17 protein-coding genes are annotated in these 19,918 nt (G+C 52.7%); 13 read left to right on the top strand and 4 right to left on the bottom strand.

Annotated features, from left to right (window positions below):
- Nucleotides 1-4: 4 nt before the first annotated feature.
- From AC506A_RS17135 to AC506A_RS17095, 9 genes are all read left to right on the top strand, one after another.
- On the top strand, nucleotides 5-469 hold the full coding sequence (locus AC506A_RS17135; RefSeq protein WP_495462226.1) for a RidA family protein: 465 nt from the start codon (nucleotides 5-7) through the stop codon (nucleotides 467-469).
- On the top strand, nucleotides 466-1,059 hold the full coding sequence (locus AC506A_RS17130) for an HAD-IA family hydrolase (protein ID WP_495462225.1): 594 nt from the start codon (nucleotides 466-468) through the stop codon (nucleotides 1,057-1,059). Before AC506A_RS17135 ends, AC506A_RS17130 begins: the two co-directional genes overlap by 4 nt.
- Nucleotides 1,060-1,307: 248 nt before the next feature.
- Nucleotides 1,308-3,038: a sensor histidine kinase gene (locus AC506A_RS17125; protein ID WP_495462224.1), complete on the top strand. Its 1,731-nt coding sequence runs from the start codon at nucleotides 1,308-1,310 to the stop codon at nucleotides 3,036-3,038.
- Nucleotides 3,039-3,042: 4 nt separating this feature from the next.
- Nucleotides 3,043-4,611, top strand: a complete 1,569-nt coding sequence (locus AC506A_RS17120; protein ID WP_495462223.1) for a response regulator transcription factor — start codon at nucleotides 3,043-3,045, stop codon at nucleotides 4,609-4,611.
- A gap of 110 nt (nucleotides 4,612-4,721) precedes the next feature.
- Entirely contained in the window at nucleotides 4,722-6,152 is a 1,431-nt protein-coding gene (locus AC506A_RS17115) for an ABC transporter substrate-binding protein (protein WP_495462222.1), read from the top strand.
- Nucleotides 6,153-6,260: 108 nt separating this feature from the next.
- Nucleotides 6,261-7,139 carry a carbohydrate ABC transporter permease gene (locus AC506A_RS17110; protein WP_495462221.1) on the top strand — a complete coding sequence of 293 codons (879 nt, stop codon included), beginning with the start codon at nucleotides 6,261-6,263 and terminating at the stop codon, nucleotides 7,137-7,139.
- Between the two features lies 1 nt (nucleotide 7,140).
- The gene (locus AC506A_RS17105) at nucleotides 7,141-7,968 is read left to right on the top strand and encodes a carbohydrate ABC transporter permease (RefSeq protein ID WP_495462220.1); all 828 of its coding nucleotides are present in this window, start codon (nucleotides 7,141-7,143) and stop codon (nucleotides 7,966-7,968) included.
- A gap of 348 nt (nucleotides 7,969-8,316) precedes the next feature.
- Nucleotides 8,317-9,408 carry a glycoside hydrolase family 99-like domain-containing protein gene (locus AC506A_RS17100; RefSeq protein ID WP_495462219.1) on the top strand — a complete coding sequence of 364 codons (1,092 nt, stop codon included), beginning with the start codon at nucleotides 8,317-8,319 and terminating at the stop codon, nucleotides 9,406-9,408.
- A gap of 223 nt (nucleotides 9,409-9,631) precedes the next feature.
- A complete protein-coding gene (locus tag AC506A_RS17095; protein WP_495462218.1) occupies nucleotides 9,632-10,582 on the top strand; it encodes a hypothetical protein in 951 nt (316 codons plus the stop codon).
- Between the two features lie 128 nt (nucleotides 10,583-10,710).
- On the opposite strand, the gene AC506A_RS17090 is transcribed toward AC506A_RS17095, so the two are convergent.
- Complete coding sequence (locus AC506A_RS17090) at nucleotides 10,711-11,028, bottom strand: hypothetical protein (protein WP_495462217.1); 318 nt, start codon at nucleotides 11,026-11,028, stop codon at nucleotides 10,711-10,713.
- Between the two features lie 151 nt (nucleotides 11,029-11,179).
- On the opposite strand from AC506A_RS17090, the gene AC506A_RS17085 reads away from it, so the two are divergent.
- Nucleotides 11,180-13,207, top strand: a complete 2,028-nt coding sequence (locus AC506A_RS17085) for a collagen-like protein (protein WP_495462216.1) — start codon at nucleotides 11,180-11,182, stop codon at nucleotides 13,205-13,207.
- Between the two features lie 69 nt (nucleotides 13,208-13,276).
- Here the strand turns inward: AC506A_RS17085 and AC506A_RS17080 are convergent, their stop codons facing one another.
- The 3 genes from AC506A_RS17080 to AC506A_RS17070 form a co-directional block, all read right to left on the bottom strand.
- On the bottom strand, nucleotides 13,277-14,278 hold the full coding sequence (locus AC506A_RS17080; protein ID WP_495462215.1) for an NAD-dependent epimerase/dehydratase family protein: 1,002 nt from the start codon (nucleotides 14,276-14,278) through the stop codon (nucleotides 13,277-13,279).
- A 122-nt stretch (nucleotides 14,279-14,400) separates the two neighbouring features.
- A complete protein-coding gene (locus tag AC506A_RS17075; protein ID WP_495462214.1) occupies nucleotides 14,401-15,552 on the bottom strand; it encodes a ParB/RepB/Spo0J family partition protein in 1,152 nt (383 codons plus the stop codon).
- A gap of 79 nt (nucleotides 15,553-15,631) precedes the next feature.
- Complete coding sequence (locus tag AC506A_RS17070) at nucleotides 15,632-16,684, bottom strand: YheC/YheD family endospore coat-associated protein (RefSeq protein ID WP_495462213.1); 1,053 nt, start codon at nucleotides 16,682-16,684, stop codon at nucleotides 15,632-15,634.
- 194 nt (nucleotides 16,685-16,878) lie between these two features.
- On the opposite strand from AC506A_RS17070, the gene AC506A_RS17065 reads away from it, so the two are divergent.
- The 3 genes from AC506A_RS17065 (at nucleotide 16,879) to AC506A_RS17055 (ending at nucleotide 19,731) form a co-directional block, all read left to right on the top strand.
- Nucleotides 16,879-17,805, top strand: a complete 927-nt coding sequence (locus AC506A_RS17065; protein ID WP_495462212.1) for a hypothetical protein — start codon at nucleotides 16,879-16,881, stop codon at nucleotides 17,803-17,805.
- A 206-nt stretch (nucleotides 17,806-18,011) separates the two neighbouring features.
- The gene (locus AC506A_RS17060) at nucleotides 18,012-18,839 is read left to right on the top strand and encodes a sugar phosphate isomerase/epimerase family protein (RefSeq protein WP_495462211.1); all 828 of its coding nucleotides are present in this window, start codon (nucleotides 18,012-18,014) and stop codon (nucleotides 18,837-18,839) included.
- Nucleotides 18,840-18,855: 16 nt separating this feature from the next.
- On the top strand, nucleotides 18,856-19,731 hold the full coding sequence (locus AC506A_RS17055; RefSeq protein ID WP_495462210.1) for a VOC family protein: 876 nt from the start codon (nucleotides 18,856-18,858) through the stop codon (nucleotides 19,729-19,731).
- Nucleotides 19,732-19,918 lie beyond the last annotated feature (187 nt).

Raw genomic sequence — 19,918 nt, 5'->3', positions numbered from 1 at the left:
TCGTATGTCTGAACAATCGATTGAAGAGCGGTTAAAGGCATTAAATATTGAGCTGCCAAGCGCAAGCGAGCCCGCCGCCAAATATGCAAATTGTATGATTGTGAACGGTCTCCTGTTTGTATCAGGCAAAGGGCCGGCTGGCAACCCGAAGGGGAAGCTGGGGATTGATTATTCGACGGAGGAAGGTTATCGATTTGCCAGACTGGCGGGTCTTGAAGTGTTAGCTGTGTTGAAGGATGCGCTTGGTTCACTCGATCGCGTGAAACGGGCGGTGAAAATCCAAGGCTTCGTTAATGCAGGACCCGATTTCGAGGAGCATCACAAAGTGCTAAACGGCTATTCCGATTTGCTGTTTGAAGTGTTTGGCGATAACAAAGGGAACCATGCAAGGTCGGTGCTGGGGGCAGTATCGCTTAGGAATAATCTGCCTATTGTGGTGGATTCGATCTTCGAGGTTGATGCAACATGATGAGCAGACCTCAATTGGTGCTGGATGTCGGAGGCGTGCTGCTGACGAATTTCACACCGGAATTCTGGGAAGAGGCGGCGGGTCGTGCAACTGTCTCCTTCGACACGCTGCGGACTGCTTTCAAACGAGACATTCGCGAAGATTTATGGACGGGCCGAATCGATGAGCATGCGTTCTGGCACTGGCTGGGTGAGCAAGATCCAGGGCTTGATGTGCAGCTTGCACAAGCAGGCATGTCCAAACATCTGAAGCACCTTCCTGCATTCCATCGCATTCCGGCGTGGAGTGAAATGGCGGATATTCATCTGCTGAGTAACCATCGTCATGAATGGATTGCCCCGTTGCTGGAGCCCATTCGCAGCCATGTAGCGAGTGTAACCATATCGAGTGAGGAAGGATGCTGCAAGCCGGACCTGTCGATTTATCAAGTGGTGAGCTCCCGGATACAGCAAGCGAATAACATCTTGTTCGTTGACGACGCGGAGCGAAACTTAAAGGCAGCACGGGAGCTGGAGTGGGAGACACTCTTGGCGGATCGCGAAGGCGCTTGGGTGGAGCAAGTTGAAGCGAGATTGCGAGCTGTCGTCTAACGAGGGACACAGTCCGGCCCAAACAAGTCCAGCAGTAAAATGTGAAGCGGAGAGACGAATTTCGTGCTCTCGGCTTTTTTATATATGGGCAGCATTTCCTATAAGATTCTCCCATTTTATCCAGAGATGCTGCTTGTTAAGCAACATTCTATACTGGACAGACACCTTTCCTCTTGAATATCCTATCGTTTATAGCATAATAGAGGCAAACCCCACTAGCAGCTTATAACCGAATAGGAGACTCCTCTATGAAATGGCTGACCTCGCATCTGCTAGATCCCATTCGCTCCAGGTTGTTTTACAAGATGCTCATCATCTACTCGCTGCTTACTTTAATTCCGTTAATCATCGTCAGTTCCACCTTCTACATCCGCTCCAGTCATCTCATCGAGAAGAAAGCCACCGAAGAAGCGCAGCAAGGACTGTCCGGCTCTGCCGAGAAGTTTGATGAAGTGCTTTATGCCGTCAAGAGCCAACTGCTCCCCATCAGCGAAAATGTACTCCTCCAAGCCATGTTCCGCAACGTAAAGAAAGGCCAAGCCAACGCAAGTTTAAACGCATCAGTCTCGGAGCTGCTGCAGTCGGAGCTGGCTACGGCGAAGTTCAAGATTGGCGATTTTGTCGGCGACTTGTATGTGCTTGGCATCAATAACAAGGTCCTGTACAGCACCGACGCCAACAAGCGACTGCTCTACGCGGAAGCGTTCTGGGAGATGCCGTTCGAATTCGACCGTATGCCGGAATGGGCATTCTTTAACGACGATAAACGTATGGCCTGTGTTGTCAAAATCTTCGATGAAGGCCAGCGCCCCTCCGCTGATTCCGAGATCGGCCGCCTGATCATAACACTCGATGCCGCCAAGGTACAATCATTGTTCGTGGATTACGCCCCCGGAACCTTCTATATTACGAATGCAGATAATCAGATCATGACAGCCTCCCTGCAAAATCAAATCGGACATTTGCTCGACAGCCGTAAGCTGCAGAGCGAGCTCGTTATTCAGCAGAAGTCGCGTTACTCCGAGTTTCAATATGTCCTGCTCGCGAACCCGGGAACAGGCGGACTTGTGCAGAAGCAAGCGCTGTTCTCCATTGGCGTGACGGTCGCAGCATGGCTTGCTATTACGATTGTAACCTACGTCATCCTGCGTAGAATCACGATTCCGATCCAGCGATTAACGCGGTTAATGCGTGCAGCGGAGCGGGAGGAGTACCAGCTGATAAGCGGCATCACTACGACGGACGAAATCGCGATGCTCTGTAATGGCTTCAACAGTTTGGTGCAGCGGACGAGCCATCTAATCGAAACCAACTACAAGAATGAGCTGCTCGTCCGCGAGGCAGAGCTTAAAGCCATCCGCATGTATATCAACCCACACTTCCTCTACAACACGATGGAATACATCAGCATCATGTCTCACTCGCCGGAGAAAGCGAAGCATATTCCGCAGATGGTGCAGCATTTATCCGGTATTTTCCGATTCTCGATTACGCCGGGCAATCAGTTTGTCGAGCTGGGTACCGAGATGGAGTTTGTGCGCAAATATCTCGAAATTCACCGCTACCGCTACGGGGAGCGCTTAACCTACACGATCGACCTGCCTGATATGTATCGCAAAATCGCCGTTCCTAAGCTGCTCCTCCAGCCGCTGGTGGAAAATGCCGTAGTTCACGGCATCGACCGGCTGCCCGAGGGAGGCTCAATCTCCATCACCGTGAAAGAAGAGCAATATGAGCTGGTCATCGAGATTGAGAACAGCTCGCTCGTTGGCGGCGGACTGCTGGAGGCGGCTGCAAGCAGCGGCGATTCGCTGCAAAAGCATCCGAAGGGACTGGGAACCGGCCTTGATAATGTCAACGCGAGACTGCGGCTTCATTACGGGAACACCTACGGAGTCAGCTTGCTCCACCTTGAAGGTACAACATTGACGAAGGTGCTAATGCCAATACAGATTTTGCAGGAGAACGAGGAGGGCTGAGCACATGCGAATTATGATTGTGGATGATGAACGCGAGATCCGCGAGTTTCTGGCGGGGATGGAAGGCTGGGCAGCTATTGGCTGCGAGGTGGCTTGGACGGCGGCCAATGGGGAAGAAGCGCTGGGTGTGCTGAACACGTGCACATCGCTTCCGGATGTCATTATTACGGATATTCGGATGCCGGTTATGGACGGCATTACGTTTGCTGAACAGGTGCGCAAGCGGTATGCCGATATGCCGATTATTTTTCTAACGGCTTATCACGAGTTCGACTATGCACGGCAAGCGGTGAAGCTCGGCGTCTCGGATTTCATGACGAAGCCGTTCCTGCCGGAGGAGCTGATCCGCACGGTTGGATCGCTGCGTGAGCATGAGCCGATGCTGGCTGGTTGGCGTGAGCATGATCAGTTCTTCGAACTGCTGGCAGATGAGCAGCATTCGGTGACGGACAAGCAGCAGTGGCTGCAAACAAGCGGACTGCAGGACGGCGATTTCATCCTGCTGTATGCGGAGCTCGATGCACCGCGAGACTCCGATAACGAGCATTTCCCGTTTGCGGCGGCACATTTGCGCGGACAAATTGAGACGGCTGCCGGGGGCATCGGGCTGCAGGGCTGGACCGCGTCATCAGCGAGCGGGATTTACTTATTCGTACCGTTAAGACAGCAATCCGGCTTGACTGTCAGCCGCGAGCAATTGATGGCTTTCGCCAAAGAAATTACATCGATCAGCGGGTCTCGTGTCATGTCGCTGTCCGTCGGCATAAGCCAGACCTTCTCGACCTTCTGCAGGCTGCCGGAAGCGCTGCGCCAAGTGAAGAAATGCATGGAGTACCGGATGCTGCTAGGCAAAAACTCCGTCATTGCCTATGATGCCATGGAATCGTTCCTGACGGAGAAAGAGAAGGAAACCGATGCATCGCTTAGCCTGATTGCGGATGCGCTGCGCAGCAATGATCCCGAGGGGATTCGCGCTCTGCTGAAGGATTCTTACCGCAGCATGCTCTCTGTCGGCGCAAGCAAGAAGGACATGCAGCATTATGCGCTTCATCTGATTGAGAAAGCAGAGGCAGCTCTGGCGGATCTCGGCATCCATCCTGCGCACGGCTTGTCCGTCGACATCCGCGAGAAGCTGATTAAAGCTGTGCTGCTGACTGACATCATGAAGGAGTTGGAGCGCCAGCTCATTGCCTATCAAGTATTCATGCAGCAGGAGCTGCAAGATTCGCCGCTACGGATGATTTCGGATGTGAAGCAGATTATTCGCGAACGTTTCGCCGAGGAACTGACGCTGCAGACCGTGGCGAATAAGCTAAACGTCAACTATTCGTACTTGAGCCGGTTGATCAAGAAGGAGACCGGTCATAATTTTACCGATATGCTGTGGGATTACCGAATTGAAGCGGCTAAGACGAAGCTGCTTCGCGAGGATCTCAAAACCTATGAGGTTGCCTATGCGGTCGGGTTTAAGGATACGGCTCATTTTAGCTTCATGTTCAAGAAGAAGGTTGGTCTCTCTCCGAGTGCCTATCGCGCGCATGTCAGAGGCGGACAAGGGCTCGTGGAGGAGTAAGAAAGCAATTCCAGCATAGAAACGGTAAAATGCAGCTATCCTCTCGACATCATGTAAGCGCTACACTTAATTTGTGAGATAACAGTAGATGAAAAGAGGGTGTTGTGGCAATGAAGCTCAAAGGACTATCAGCGCTGGCGGGTGTACTGCTGCTGACAACGGTCATGTCAGCTTGCGGAAATTCAAACAACAACGAAGGCAATACGGCGAAGAACAACGGCAGCACAACGACGACGAACACGACCACCAATACGGCTGCTACCAATGATACCAGCACGAACGAAGCGGCTGCAGACGATGCAGCTGCGACGAACACGCCGGCCGCCAATGACAAAGAGTTCACGATCCGCGTTGGCGCTTGGTTCCTCGATGATCGCCCGCATATGGTGGCTTTCAAGAAATCCGTTGAAGAGGGATACGCGAAGCTTTATCCGAAAGCGAAGATCCAATGGGATGTCGTGCTCGGCGCGACTTACTTCGACAAGCTGAAAGCACAATTCGCCTCGGGCTCCGCTCCGGATGTCGTGTTCTACCAAGGGGTGGATTTTGCAACATCCGGCAATCTGCTAGACCTCTCCGCAGAGCCATGGGTCCCGCGCCTGAACGACGGCGGTCAAAAGGATTTCCAAACGCACGCAGACGGCAAAACGTTCGGCGTACCGATGGGACTGTCGATTGGCGGCGGCGTTTGGTACAATAAGAAAATTTTTGCTGACCTCAGCATTACACCTCCGAAAACAACGCAAGAGCTGTTCGATGCTGCTGAGAAAATCAAAGGCGCCGGAAAAACGCCGATTACGCTCGGCTTCAAGGATCAGTGGACGGCGCAGCTATTCTTCACGAACTGGATGAGCTCGTACCAACTGAGCGACCCAACGCTTGGTAAGAAAATTTACAACGGCGAAGTGAAAATCAATGAAGATCCGCTTATTCAGAAGGTCTATTCCAACTTCGAAACGATGAAATCCAAAGGTTACTTCAACAAAAACGCGATCAGCATCGACTGGCCGCAATCCGGTCAAATGTTCGCTTCCGGCGAAGCGGCCATGATCGTTCAAGGTCCGTGGATGCCTGGCGCGAATGTGGATAATATCTCCAAAGGCGGCTTCGAACCGTTCGATATCGGCTACTTCCCGCTTGCTAACGACGAAGGTAAAGTGGCAATGGGTCTTGGCAGCAACGAAGCGCTCGGTATTAATGCGAAGACCGAACTGATGCAGGAGTCCAAAGACCTGATTAACCTCATGACGACGCAAGACATTATCAGCCCGTTCATGAAAGGTGACGGCGCACTGACTTCCTTCACTGATGTAACGGTGAAATATGATGACCCGGCCATGGATGCCGTTCAAGAAGCGGTTGCGAACAGCACGGTTGTCACATCGAACATTACAAGCTACATTCCGGCGAGCGCGACGACTAATATGCTTGATTTGCTCACGAAGGTTGTATCGGGTATCAAATTCAATCCGGATGATCTGAAAGCAGCGCAAAGCAGCTTCGAGAAAGACAAAGCGACTGTAACACCTCCGGCAGAATAAGCACTAATTAGCACTCCAAAGCATGCATCAGCATCCACAGTATGATGAACACGTTCAGCCGGAAGGCTGAACGTGTTTTACAAAGTCCAACCTGAGTAGGTGATGTCAGTGAGTTTGAATCGCAAGCAATATTGGATCGCCTGCTTGTTTCTCGTGCCGGCGCTTGCCATCTTCGGCATGTTCTTCTACTATCCGTTCCTGCAGAGCATCTATTATTCCTTCACGGAGTGGAACGGAATTAAAGCGCCGCGTTATATCGGACTCGACAACTACAAGTATTTGTTTCAGGACGTGCAAATGCTTGATGGCATGAAGAATACGCTCAAAATGGTCCTGTTTGGCCTCGTCGTACAAAACCCGCTGGCGCTCCTGCTGGCATTATTGCTCAATCGAAAGTTTCGGACGCGCGGCTTTCTGCGTACCTCTTTCTATTTGCCGGTCATCATCAGTCTCGTCGTGACCTCGGTCGTATGGGGCGAGCTGCTGAAGTATGACGGCTTTATCAACGGCATTCTGACCTCGATCATTGGCGAGGCGAATGTGCAGGATTGGCTTGGCACGGTGTATACCTCGTTCCCGACGATTATTTTGCTGACCCAGTGGCAGGCGATTGGGTATTGTGCATTGATTTATCTCGCTGGGTTGCAGGCGATTCCGACGGATATATATGAGGCCGCGGACATCGAAGGCGCTAGGGGTTTTGCCCTGTTTCGTATGGTGACCTTTCCGATGCTGATGCCGTCTGTGACGATCGTGTTGTTTTTGACCATTGTAGGAGCGCTTCGTCTGTTCGATCTGCCGTTCTTACTGACGAATGGCGGGCCGGGTTCGTCTTCTTATACGCTGTTTCTCGCTGTTTATAATGCGGCGTTCAAGAACCAGAGCTATGGGTATGCGACGGCTGGGGGCATTGTGCTGGCGGTGTTCATTATCATCGTAACCATTATTCAGCTCAGCATCACGCGGCGCAGGGAGGTTGAGCTATAGCATGGGACTGAATAGAAGACCTTCTATTGTACTTGAGGTGCTGCTGTTTGCAGCTGCACTATGCTTCTTGTTCCCGGTTTTCTTCTTGGTGGAGATGAGCTTCAAGGAGCCGCGTTATTTCTTCAAACCGTACGAGCTGCCGCATAGTTTCTATCTGGGCTATTACAAATCGGCCTTCACCGATATGGCGTTCTTCCGTGGGTTGTCCAATACGCTGTTGATTACAGCAGGTGCGCTTGGACTCACCATTCTGGTGGCCTCGATGGCGGGTTATGTGTTGTCGCGCAGGCAGGAGAAGCTGTTTCGCTTCGCCTACATGTTCTTTCTCTCCGGGATGGTCATTCCGGCGGTAGGCTCGCTGATTCCGCTCTTTACGATGGCGGTCGATATTCATCTGATGAATACGCGAACGCTGCTCGTGCTTATCTACACGGCGGGGTTCATCCCGTTCGCGTCGTTTCTGTATGCGGCGTTTACAAAGTCGATTCCGCGGGAGCTGGAGGAGTCGGCGAGTTTAGATGGCTGCGGGCCGCTGCGGCTGTACTGGCGGATTATTTTCCCGCTGCTGCTGCCGGCGACGGGGACGTTTATCGTGACGAATGTGTACGGGGTATGGAATGATTTTCTGACCCCGCTCATCTTCCTCAACCAGCCGGAGAAAATGACCCTCATGCCCCAAATCGTCCAATTCATGTTCAACAAGCAGTCCGTCAACTACGGCCCCGTGTTCGCCGTCAGCGTGCTGGCCGTGCTGCCGCTCGTCGTGCTGTTCGCGTTCACGCAGAAATACATGCTCCGCGGCTTAAGCGCGGGAGCGGTGAAGGGGTAGGGGGCCGCGGATTTCGCTAACCGCGTGAAAGAGTAGCTCTGGGAGCAACACATTGGCGGAAAAGTAGCTGAATGTGTGAAAGAGTAGTTCAGGGAGCAACACATTTGCGGGAAAGTAGCAGTATGGGAGAAAGAGTGGCTCTAGGAGCAACACATCGGTGGAAAAGTGGCTGAATGGGTGAAAGAGTAGCTCAGGGAGTAACCAGGAGATTTACATTGTCGAGAATGAGCTCAATTGGGAGCAAGAAGCCCACGTGGAGATCTACATCAGCAAACCAGCGGAGAATTGACCTAGATAGAAGCGTGCCGCGAGCGCGACTAGTATATTCGCAGGAGGCGATGAACAGATATGGCAGAGCATAACCAAGCGTACGAAGTAGCGGTGTACTATTTTCCACAGTGGCATCCGGATCCGAAGAATGAGGCGGCCAAAGGTGAGGGTTGGACGGAGTGGCCGTCACTTCGGGTAGCGAAGCCACTTTTTCCGGGGCATGAGCAGCCGAAGGTGCCGCTCTGGGGCGAGCTTGACGAGTCGGATCCTGCAGTGTCTGAAAAGCAGATTGATGCAGCCGCGGATCACGGCATTACCTCTTTCATCTATGATTGGTACTGGGATATGGGCGGCGGAGAAGGGCCGTTCCTGCATCGCGCGCTTGAGGATGGTTTCCTGCAGGCGCCTAATCGCGACCGGCTGCGTTTTGGCATCATGTGGGCGAATCACAACGAGGTGTCCCGTGAGCGGTTCGATGCGATGACGGACTATTTAATTATCCGATATTTTAACGAGCCTAATTTTCTCAAAATCGAAGGTAAACTCTACTTCTCCATCTACGAGTGCCACACCTTGATCAAAGGACTCGGCGGCATCGAGGAAACGAGAGCTGCGCTCCAGTCCTTCCGTGAGAAAACACGTGAAGCCGGCTGCGGCGAGCTCCATCTCAATCTGGTGGAGTGGGGGTTAAACGAGGCCAATCGCGACATCATCGGGCCCGATACGAATGAGCTAATTCGGACGCTGAATATCGATAGTGTTACTTCCTACGTGTGGATTCATCACGTGGAGCCGGCATCGTTCCCGGATTCTCCATACACAGATTGTGCCACAGCGGCAGTCGCCAAATGGCCCGAGTTCCGTGATGCGTTCGAGGTTCCGTACTACCCCAATTCGACGATGGGCTGGGATCCTTCGCCGCGCTGCAGACAAGATATTCCGCTCGTGCGCGGTGAATATCCGTACACGCCAATCCTGACCGGCAATACTCCCGACGCCTTCGAGGCGAATCTTCAAGAGGTAAAAGACTATCTCGATCAATCCAACCTCGCTACACGCATGTTTACCATTTATGCATGGAACGAGTGGACCGAGGGCGGCTACCTGGAGCCGGATACGATTCATGGCATGAAATACTTAGAAGCGATTCGCAGCGTGTTCGGTACTTAAGCGCAACTATCGCGATGAAAACACGATTCCTGCGGGAATTGTGTTTTTTACATACGGAGTTCCATTCAGCTCCACGGTGGAGTATACTCTTTTTTAAAATATAAGACAGTATAAGTTTCACCTTATACAAGGCTTATATTTCACCGGAATGAAACGCGCTGCGCCGCTAAGAGGACGGCGATAGCCGTTTCACCTTGATCATTTATGAGGAGGGAGCCAGGCCATGTCTACGCAAAATAAATCCGAGCGAGGCGAGCTCAAGCGAATTCTCAGCGAGCTGGGGCAAGAGGAGCTCGTGGAAGTGTTGTCCGAGCGCATGTCCGGTTCGGACCTGAGCACGCTGCTGCTGGAAGTATTCAGGCAGCGTATCGCCAAACGGCAGCCGAGTGAGCTGCTGCGCAGCTACAAGGAGAACCGCTTCGTGAAGCCGGCGGTCGTTGATCCGCTTGCGCTGAAGCAGTTGGAGATCGATCTGCTGCGGATCGCGCAGCAGCAAGCTTATGAGCCGGTGCAGCTATCGCCCGTTGCGCCGCTTGGCTCCTGCTCAATCGTAGCACCGGCCGATCAGAACAAAATCATCTCCGCCCTCCGAGGCACCGAGGTTGTCGCAGATGTGACTAACCTGTTGGCGCTTTATATCGCGAATGGTTTAAAGTCTGGCAATCAATCCAATGCACCGAAGATGCTGCGCTACTGCACAACCCACCGCCATGTTCGGGCGCAGAAGTTCCCGGATGCGCCGGGGATGCTGCCGCATTTTGGCCTATATGCAATGGTGACATCGGGGAAGGACAGTGGCTCCTACTCATTCGAGAAGCAGGCTATATGGGAGCATATAGCGGTGTACCGCGAGATATTCCGAGCGCGTTTTGGAGCGGAGATTGAGATAATAATGAATGCTCGCCCGGGTTACACGGATCCAGAAGGGCTTAACAGTCGCTTGATTCAACATATCCGAGAGCAAGCGCCGGAACTGACAGTAACCGTCAACAGTGAGCCATCGGACAATGCCTACTATAAAGGACTTCAATTCACGATCAAAACGACGATCAGCGGCAAGGTGCATTACATTGGCGATGGAGGATTCGTCGATTGGACCCAGCGGTTAATTGGCAGCAAGAAAGAACGCATGCTGATCAGTGCCATTGGACTCGACCGTCTGTTGCTCGACTAAATAAGCTTAACTACAAAGAGATTGTTGGATGAATAACTCAACCTGTGAAATAAGCACATTTTTAATATATTGACGCCCAAGCTAAACACCGACCTAGACAAACACCATAATATGAACAAAATGGAAATCTAGGTGGCTATATAGATGCATAAATCCAACAGAAAAAATTGTAAAGTAGTTCGTCTAAAAAAGAGAGACAAATGTAAAAAAGAAGTCGTTAAGAAAAAGAAAATCGTGAAGTGCCCTTCTCCTAAAATAATCATAAATGCTCCAATGGGAGCAACGGGTGTCAAAGGTGCAACAGGCTCAACAGGAGTAACAGGTGCAACGGGAGCAACTGGTGCCAGGGGTGCAACAGGATATACAGGTTCAATAGGACCAACAGGTTCAACAGGAGCTAGAGGTGCTATTGGATTGCCAGGGCTAGCTGGTGCTACCGGTGCCACTGGAGCCCCTGGCATACCAGGGGCGACTGGTCCTTCAGGTGGACCTATAGGACCGACAGGAACCACGGGTCCAACAGGGCCTACCGGAGCAACCGGGTTAGCTGGAATAAATGGAATAAATGGATTAAATGGAGTAACTGGTGCGACCGGAGTGCAGGGATTTATCGGGGCGACCGGAGTAACAGGAGTGACTGGAGCAACCGGGGGGACAGGAGCCACAGGAGCAACGGGAGCAACAGGTGATACCGGTGCCACCGGTGCTACTGGTGCCCCTGGTATACCAGGGGCGACTGGTCCTTCAGGTGGGCCTATAGGACCGACAGGAACCACGGGACCAACAGGACCTACCGGAGCAACCGGGTTAGCTGGATTAAATGGAGTAACCGGTGCAACCGGAGTGCAGGGATTTATCGGGGCGACCGGAGCAACAGGAGCGACAGGAGCAACGGGAGCAACCGGCGCAACAGGTGATACAGGTGCGACCGGAGCTACCGGGGTGACAGGAGCAACAGGGGCAACCGGCGCAACAGGTGATACCGGAGCGACCGGGGCAACAGGAGCGACAGGAGCAACCGGGGCGACCGGGGCGACCGGGGCAACTGGGGCGACAGGAGCAACAGGACCGACCGGAGCTACCGGGGTGACAGGAGCAACAGGGGCAACCGGCGCAACAGGTGATACCGGAGCGACCGGGGCAACAGGAGCGACAGGAGCAACCGGGGCGACCGGGGCAACTGGGGCGACAGGAGCAACAGGACCGACCGGAGCAACCGGGATGACAGGAGCAACAGGGGCAACCGGCGCAACAGGTGATACCGGAGCGACCGGGGCAACAGGAGCGACAGGAGCAACCGGGGCGACCGGGGCAACTGGGGCACCAGGAGCGACAGGAGCAACCGGGGCGACCGGGGCAACTGGGGCGACAGGAGCAACAGGACCGACCGGAGCAACGGGAGCAACCGGGGCAACAGGGGCAACAGGAGCAACCGGGGCGACCGGGGAAACGGGAGCAACAGGAGCAACCGGGGCAACAGGGGCAACGGGAGCAACCGGGGCGACCGGGGAAACGGGAGCAACAGGAGCAACCGGGGCAATAGGAGCGACAGGAGCAACCGGTGCGACCGGGGCAACTGGGGCGACAGGAGCGACCGGTGCGACCGGGGAAACGGGAGCTACAGGTGCGACCGGGGTGACCGGGGAAACGGGAGCAACAGGGGCGACCGGAGCAACAGGAGCAACCGGAGCAACAGGAGCAACAGGAGCAACCGGAGCAACCGGAGCAACCGGTGCGACCGGGGCAACTGGGGCGACAGGAGCAACAGGAGCGACCGGGGCTACAGGAGCAACAGGACCGACCGGAGCAACAGGAGCAACAGGGGCAACAGGGGCAACGGGAGCAACAGGGGCAACGGGTGCAACCGGAGCAACCGGTGATACCGGTGCGACCGGGGCAACAGGAGCGACCGGAGCAACCGGGGCGACCGGGGAAACGGGAGCAACAGGAGCTACAGGTGCGACCGGGGCTACAGGTGCGACCGGGGCTACAGGAGCAACAGGACCGACCGGAGCAACGGGAGCAACAGGGGCGACCGGGGCTACAGGAGCAACAGGACCGACCGGAGCAACGGGAGCAACAGGGGCGACCGGTGCGACCGGGGAAACGGGAGCAACCGGCGCGACCGGTGCGACCGGAGCAACAGGTGCAACAGGAGCAACCGGTGCGACAGGGGTAACGGGAGCAACCGGCGCCAACGCAGTCTTGAACTTTGCAGATTTTTATGCGTTGATGCCATCTGACAATGCAGCGACAGTTGCTCCTGGTACAGACGTTAGTTTTCCGCAAAATGGTCCTTCCAGTGGGACTGCTATTGCCCGAACCAGTCCCAGTACATTTAACTTAACTGCAACCGGCACTTATCAGGTGTTGTTCCAGGTAAGCGTGGACGAAGCAGGTCAATTGGATTTGTCACTCAACAACGTAGAGCTCCCCTATACGGTGGTCGGGCGAGCAACAGGCACTTCTCAAATAATAGGAATGGCTCTTGTGCAAACGGTAGCTGCCAACTCCATACTCACTGTAAGAAATCCTGCTGGCAATGCCACGGCATTAACCATAACTCCTGTCGCTGGAGGAACAAGGCCAGTTTCAGCACATCTTGTTATCACGCAACTCGCCTAGTAAATCAAAAAAAGGCATATAAAAAGGCGAAGTCCCGGAGCATTATCCTCGGGGATTTCGCCTGTTTTATTAAGCTTTGGCTGCAAGCGGTGCAAAAGCGCCGCGGTACGCTGCAATGATTTCATCTTCCCAAGTCTCGTTGTCGGAGTTCGGAATGCGATTCTCTTGTTTCATCACTTCGAACACTTGGCGCATGCCTTCCTCCAGCGAGATCGTCGGATCAAATTCAGGAACATCACGCATCAGCTTCTCGGAGCTGTAGTAATCATTGTGCATAAAAATCTCTTCGCAAATGCCGAATCGGCCGGCGTCCGTGGATTTCAAGGTTTGCAGCGGTACACCTACAAGCTCAACCTCTCTGCCAAGAACCTTCATTGCCAGCTTATGCTGCTGCTCCCAAGTCGTAAAGCCGCGCGGAACCACGTTATACGTTTGGCCAAGACAGTGATTCTTGCCCAGTACGCCTGCGAATGCTTTTGCCGCATCATCCACGTGCAGGAAGGAATGCAGCGCTTTGCCGTCGCCGCAAATCAGAATCGGTTTGCCTTTGAGGATACGGTCGATCCAAGAGAAGTCCCATGCCACTTGGCGCAGAACGCCGCTTGCAGGACCATAAGTAGTCGAAGGCTTCAGAATCGTAACCGGGAAACCCTCGCGGTAGTAAGCTTCCATCAACGCCGTATCGGCATCGACTTTACCTTGGCCGTAGCCGCTGATCGGACGAAGCTGGTGATCCTCAGTAACAGGCATCCACTCATAATCCACGCCATACGTACAAACCGTCGAGCATTGGACAAAATGCTTCACGCCACGGAAAGCACGAATGCTGCTCTCCGCATCCTCACGATTAAAGCTGATCATATCGATAGCGGCATCGAACTTCTCCTGCTGCATCGTTTGCTCGAATTTGTCGCGATCCTGACGATCGCCATTAATGATGCGGACGCCGGCAGGCAGCTCGACGCTGCTTTGACCGCGGTTATAACAAGTCACTTCATGACCCTGTGCCACTAGAAGACGAACAATGCTTGTACTGATATTGCCGGTACCGCCTAGGATAACAACTCTCATGTGTAAACATCCTCACTCTCTCGTCTTTAATCCTGTGAAGAAAAAACCTCCTGCTAATAGTACCACAGGAGGCTGCTCGATTGGCAATCCTAATCTGATAAAAGAAAATGGAAATGACAGCGCTACCGTTCCCGAGTGGCGGCGATTGCAAGCTCGCGCAGCGACTGCCATGCTGCTGCGCGCGCAGCGAGAGCGGCCAAGGCCCCGTCGATGTCCGTGATCAGAGCCTGCAGTTCCACGCCAGAGGCGGAGTCATCCGCCAAGCTGCTCGGCAATGGCAGCGCGGACAGAAGAAGCCGAGCTTCTTCGCGAGCCGCTGCCGAGATAGCTGCGACTTTGCTGCCCGCAGCTATGACCGTCTCGACCGCCACGGCAGCGAACAAATCGCCGCCGCCGATTACAGCAGCCGTCGACATCGCCCCGCTCGCGGCTAGCGTCACCGCCGCAGCAGCCAGCGCTTCCGCTTCGGCCGCTGCCTCGGCTGCACGCCGCGCTCGCTCGGCTTTCGCTTCCGCGGCGAGCTCGGCCTTCTCGGCCGCAAGCTCCGCGGCACGTTCGCGCTCCGCCTTGTTCTGCTGCACAGTGGACCACGTTTGCAGAAGCTCATGCCCGTTCTTGTACAGCAGCTTGTCCTTCGTGCCGGACGAAATTTCTTTGTCCTTAAACAGCTTGGCGATCTTCTTCACATCGCTGACCGGCAGCTCGTCGCGGGCGATGATAAGCGCAAGCGGATCGCGATGCTCAATCGGAAGATCCTTGATCGGCAGCAGCTGATCCTCGGTAAGCTTGTCCTTGCGGATTTCCGTGCCGCTGACAATCAGCTTGCGCACGGAATTCCCGAATTTGAGCAGCTCGCATTTGTTCTTGATATAGCTCTCGGGCTTGCCGAGCTTGCCGGCAAGATATTTGATCGAGCTGTTGAACTTAGACTCATTCATCAGCTTGTGGAAGGCTTCCGCTTCCTCAATCGGCGAGAAGCCCTCGCGCGTCAAATTCTCCGCGATCTGCTCCAAATAAATCTCCATTTCATCGGTCACCGTCGATACGATGCATGGAATTGTTTCTTTACCGAGCATTTTACTCGCTTTGTAGCGTCTGTTGCCGTAAATGATTTTGTAGCGTCCGCCTGGGGTTGTTCTCACTTTAATCGGGGAGAGCAGGCCAATCTCCTCGATGCTCTTCATAAGCTCCTGCAGCGCTTCTTCATCAAACTGATAACGCGGCTGGTCGGTATCTTCATCGATCAAATGAGTCGCAATTTGAATAATATCCATATGATTTCTCCTATCTTCACAGTAAGAGTCCCCCGTATTATATACCAGGAACCATTCTGTGAAAAAGAGAACACAAGGATTATCGCTCAGACTGAGCAAGATAATAGGCATATTCCAGCGGTCTGCTGTAAATGATGTCTTTGTCTTTAAACCAACGCAGGTCGTTGAACATACTTTTCTGCGGTTTCCCGTTTAGTTCGATGATCCATAGCTTGCCTGCGTCATCTAAAGCAAAATCGACACTCAATTCGCCTAACGAACCCATATGAGCTTCTGCTGTTTGTGCAGCCGCTGCACTTATCTCATGAAGGGATTGGAGCATCTCATTTGTCTTTTCCGGGCTAAATAAGAGGTGGAATATTTCCGCGGCATCATAAATGAATTCGCAAACGCTCGTATTGAAATAGTCCTGATAAGCCACTCTGCATGCAAGGGTGGATACCGTCCATTCACCCTGAATGTCTTTTTGAACCAGAACCCGAATATCGAAATAACGATGATTCAGTTGACGTATGCTAACTCCCTGCTGAACCATATAGTTCTCTGATCCGAGAAGCTCATCTAACTTTTGCGAGATGCTCTCATTCGCTCTGCAAATATATTTTGGAGCTAAGGCGTTCAGGGAGATATGTGTATCCCCTGTGTCCGTTTGCTCAATTCGATAGACGGATTTTCCTTTAAAACCGTACGTAGGCTTTATATATACGATTTTATATTTCTCGATGAGCTCTGATACGCTCACATCATTGTATAGATAAGTGTCTGGTATATAGGGGCTAAGAGATGACTGTTTCAATAGATTATAGAGATCCCATTTGTTAAAAAAGTTGATATTGTTGAAGCATTTGTTCCTGCCAATGACATTCTCCAGGCGTTGAATGGTGATTGTTTTCTTGTTGAAACTGCGATTGTAGACGACATGAGGAAAAGGAAACAGTCCTTGTTTCCATAAGCCTTTATTTAAGCTAAGTCCCTGGATACGTTGTTCCTTCCAATCAATATCCGCCGGGGTAAAGGCAAAAAGCTTCATGTTCAATTTGTCATACCGCTGATAGAGCTTCAAAATACTTTTTCTATTGTTTCTCTCGGTTACTAAAATCCCTACTAACGGTTGACTCTCCAATCTATCCACTCTCCCAGTCTTCGATCGCTAGTACTATTAAATGCTGGAGTGGTATTTTTGATAGGGACAACAACATAATAGGTTGGAAAAATAGACATTAATTTCCACCCATTTTCAAATATGTAGGCAACTACTCCCATCCATTTGCCGGATGATGAATATGATGAAACAGCTTTACTTTACTAATAAGGAGACGAGACTATATGGGTAAACAGAACTGTCCTCCTGGACCTCCGGGACCGGAAGGACCGCGAGGGCCCCAAGGACCTCCAGGGCCTCTGGCAGAAGGGGCGCAATTGCTTCAAGGGCTTGCCGGAGCAATTGGAGCTGCAGGACCCGCAGGACTAGCGGGAGCGCTTGGACCAGCTGGGTTAGCCGGACTTGCAGGAGCCATTGGCGAAGCTGGACCTGCAGGGCTGGCAGGACTTGCCGGGGCACTTGGAGCAGCAGGGCTGGCAGGAGCAACAGGACCGGCAGGACCAGCGGGACCAGCAGGACCGGCAGGACCAGCCGGAGCAGCAGGAGCAGCCGGGGCTCCCGGAGCAGCAGGGCCGGCAGGACCAACAGGATCAACAGGAGCTGCGGGAGCTGGAGGATTAATTCCATTTTCGACGGGGATTATCATTAGCGGTGCTACAGTCGTATCAGCTGCTCCAATTTTGATGGGCTTTGGTAGTCACACGGTTGAAGTCATTGACGGTTCCGGAGAATCGACGATGCCACCGGAAGCAGGGGGGTTTGCTTTCCCAATTCCATTCGCGGGTACCGTTCAAAATTTACAAATCAGTGCGGATCTATTGGTTGCTTCCGTGGTTTCCATAAATACGCTCGGCCTTCAATATGATTTCACAGTATTCCTAGCACCGTCGGTTCCTAATAGCGGGATTGATCACAGCGCTTCACCTTACGTGACAACGCCGCTAACCAGTTCGGTTCGATTCGGTTTTCCGAATAATGTCATTACAGCGGGCACTTTCCGTGCCGCAACGAATATTAATGTGGGATCATTAGTAGTTGCTGCAGGAGATCGAATTGGGATTCGTATAAGGACGCTTCAGTCGACGGATCCTTCAGCAGCTGATATCACGCAACTCTCATTTAGCGCCAGTTTGTCTTATACGCCTTCTTAAAAAGAATATTAGAGTCACAGGCTATGATGGAAAATTCATCGTAGCCTGTTTTGCATGCAGTGATGCATCGGCAGTGGTGGTTGCAAGTACATATGTAAAAAATGATAGATGTTTTTGCCTTCCCGAAATTGGTAAATCATCCGTAATATGATACGATGTAGACATTCTTTGTTTATTTTTAATCGAGTTATGGGGAGGTTTTTGGAATGTCTTATTTATCGATTAGCACGTGGAGTTTGCATCGGTTGCTAGGGCCGCTTCGGTTTACGACGTGGAATGGCGCGACCGGGCAGCATGAACAAAGTGTTCAGGAACAGCCGCAAGCGTTGACCCTGATGGAGCTTCCAGCCGAATTGGCGAGAAGAGGCTACCAAGCCGCAGAAGTATGCCATTTTCATTTTCCATCGGTAGATCCCGATTATTTAGCTGAGCTGCGGGAAGCATTCAGCGCTGCAGCACTGTCCTTCGATACGTTGCTGCTTGATTACGGAGACTTAACCTCTGAGGACGAGGTGAAGCGCGAAGCAGACATTCGCTTCATGCGCGAGTGGATTGATATCGCATCGCTGGCAGGCGCGAAGCAAATTCGCATCGTTGCCGGAGAGGCGAAGCCGGATCAGGAAGAAGCGATCCGTAAGTCAGCGGATGCTCTTATCGAGCTTGGCCGATATGCCTCGGAGAAAGGTGTACGCGTCGTTACGGAGAACTTCAAGCCGCTCACCTCAACAGGCTCATCGAGTGTGAAGCTGCTGGAAAGCATCGGTGATGCGGCAGATTTCATTACAGACTTCGGCAATTTCGCATGCCCTTCCAAATACGAAGAATTCGCGATGACCTTGCCGCGCAGCGTATCTGTTCACGCCAAGGCGCAATATGATAGCGATGGATTTCCCGATCGAGAAGAATTTCTAAAATGCTTAGAAACCGTGCGTACAGCCGAGTTTAACGGTGCAATCGTGCTCATCTATGATGGCCCTGGCGACATGTGGGCAGGACTTGACCGGATTAAAGGGATCGTAGCGGAATATTTATAGAGAAGAGGTGATTAGAATGTCCTTTGTCATTGATGCCGAAACCCGAATTGGAATGGTCCATCTGCGGGTAAGCAATTTGGATCGTTCGCTTGCGTTCTACCGTGAGGTTGTAGGACTTCAGGTTCTCTCTCAAGGAGAAGGGACTGCGGAGCTGAGTGCACAGGATAGCTCTGCGCCTCTGCTGCATTTGCGGGAAATTCCGAATGCAGTGCCGCGTCCACGCCGATCAGGAGCAGGTCTGTACCACTTTGCTTTGCTGGTGCCGGACCGCAAGTCACTCGGCCAAGCGCTGCGCAACCTCATTGCAAGCGGCATCCACATCGGGCAGGCTGATCACTTTGTAAGCGAAGCACTATATATTGCAGATCCCGACAACAACGGGATTGAAATCTACCGAGATCGTCCGCGCGAAGAATGGAAACGCGATGAGAAGGGGCAGTATGTCATGGGCCTCGATCCGATCGACTGGGACGGCTTGTTGGCTGAAGCCGCAGATACACCTTGGAGCGGACTGCCTACAGGCACGACAGTGGGACATATCCATCTCCATGTCTCGGAACTGCCAACTACCGAACATTTCTACCACGATGTGCTCGGCTTCGAGATTGTCGCTCAAATGGCGGATTCTGCGCTCTTCATCGCAGCAGGCGGCTATCACCATCACATTGGACTCAATGTATGGGCCGGAATCGGTGCGGAGCTTACACCGGAGAACGCGCCGGGACTCGATTATTTTGAAATCGTGCTTGGGTCCGAAGCGGCACAAATGGAGCTCTTCGCACGTTTGCAGGCTGCGAGTGTACCCCTGCAAACCGACCGCGGAACGGTCATCGTACGCGACCCGTCCGGCATCGAAATTCATCTTATCGTCCAATCGCAAGCGCCGCACTAATCGAATGGTTGTGACGCAAAGCCTCTATTATCCATCTACCTGGAAGAGGCTTTTTTGCTGAGTATTTTGTGTGAAAAAAGAAAAATTTGGATAATCATATGTTTGCGTGAGTTGCTTGATTTATCTAAGAGTAGATCGTTAAATTGTGCACACAATTTTGTGTGAGGATATGCAATTACTGGTAAGA

The sequence above is a fragment of the Paenibacillus sp. N22P23 genome, assembly GCF_059383735.1.
This window is presented reverse-complemented; position numbering and strand designations above follow the sequence as displayed.

What these genes read in the sequence shown, in the direction of transcription:
- AC506A_RS17135 (WP_495462226.1), top strand. Translation starts at nt 5, where the DNA reads ATGTCTGAACAATCGATTGAAGAGCGGTTAAAGGCATTAAATATTGAG.
- AC506A_RS17130 (WP_495462225.1), top strand. Translation starts at nt 466, where the DNA reads ATGATGAGCAGACCTCAATTGGTGCTGGATGTCGGAGGCGTGCTGCTG.
- AC506A_RS17125 (WP_495462224.1), top strand. Translation starts at nt 1,308, where the DNA reads ATGAAATGGCTGACCTCGCATCTGCTAGATCCCATTCGCTCCAGGTTG.
- AC506A_RS17120 (WP_495462223.1), top strand. Translation starts at nt 3,043, where the DNA reads ATGCGAATTATGATTGTGGATGATGAACGCGAGATCCGCGAGTTTCTG.
- AC506A_RS17115 (WP_495462222.1), top strand. Translation starts at nt 4,722, where the DNA reads ATGAAGCTCAAAGGACTATCAGCGCTGGCGGGTGTACTGCTGCTGACA.
- AC506A_RS17105 (WP_495462220.1), top strand. Translation starts at nt 7,141, where the DNA reads ATGGGACTGAATAGAAGACCTTCTATTGTACTTGAGGTGCTGCTGTTT.
- AC506A_RS17100 (WP_495462219.1), top strand. Translation starts at nt 8,317, where the DNA reads ATGGCAGAGCATAACCAAGCGTACGAAGTAGCGGTGTACTATTTTCCA.
- AC506A_RS17095 (WP_495462218.1), top strand. Translation starts at nt 9,632, where the DNA reads ATGTCTACGCAAAATAAATCCGAGCGAGGCGAGCTCAAGCGAATTCTC.
- AC506A_RS17080 (WP_495462215.1), bottom strand. Translation starts at nt 14,278, where the DNA reads ATGAGAGTTGTTATCCTAGGCGGTACCGGCAATATCAGTACAAGCATT.
- AC506A_RS17075 (WP_495462214.1), bottom strand. Translation starts at nt 15,552, where the DNA reads ATGGATATTATTCAAATTGCGACTCATTTGATCGATGAAGATACCGAC.
- AC506A_RS17065 (WP_495462212.1), top strand. Translation starts at nt 16,879, where the DNA reads ATGGGTAAACAGAACTGTCCTCCTGGACCTCCGGGACCGGAAGGACCG.
- AC506A_RS17060 (WP_495462211.1), top strand. Translation starts at nt 18,012, where the DNA reads ATGTCTTATTTATCGATTAGCACGTGGAGTTTGCATCGGTTGCTAGGG.
- AC506A_RS17055 (WP_495462210.1), top strand. Translation starts at nt 18,856, where the DNA reads ATGTCCTTTGTCATTGATGCCGAAACCCGAATTGGAATGGTCCATCTG.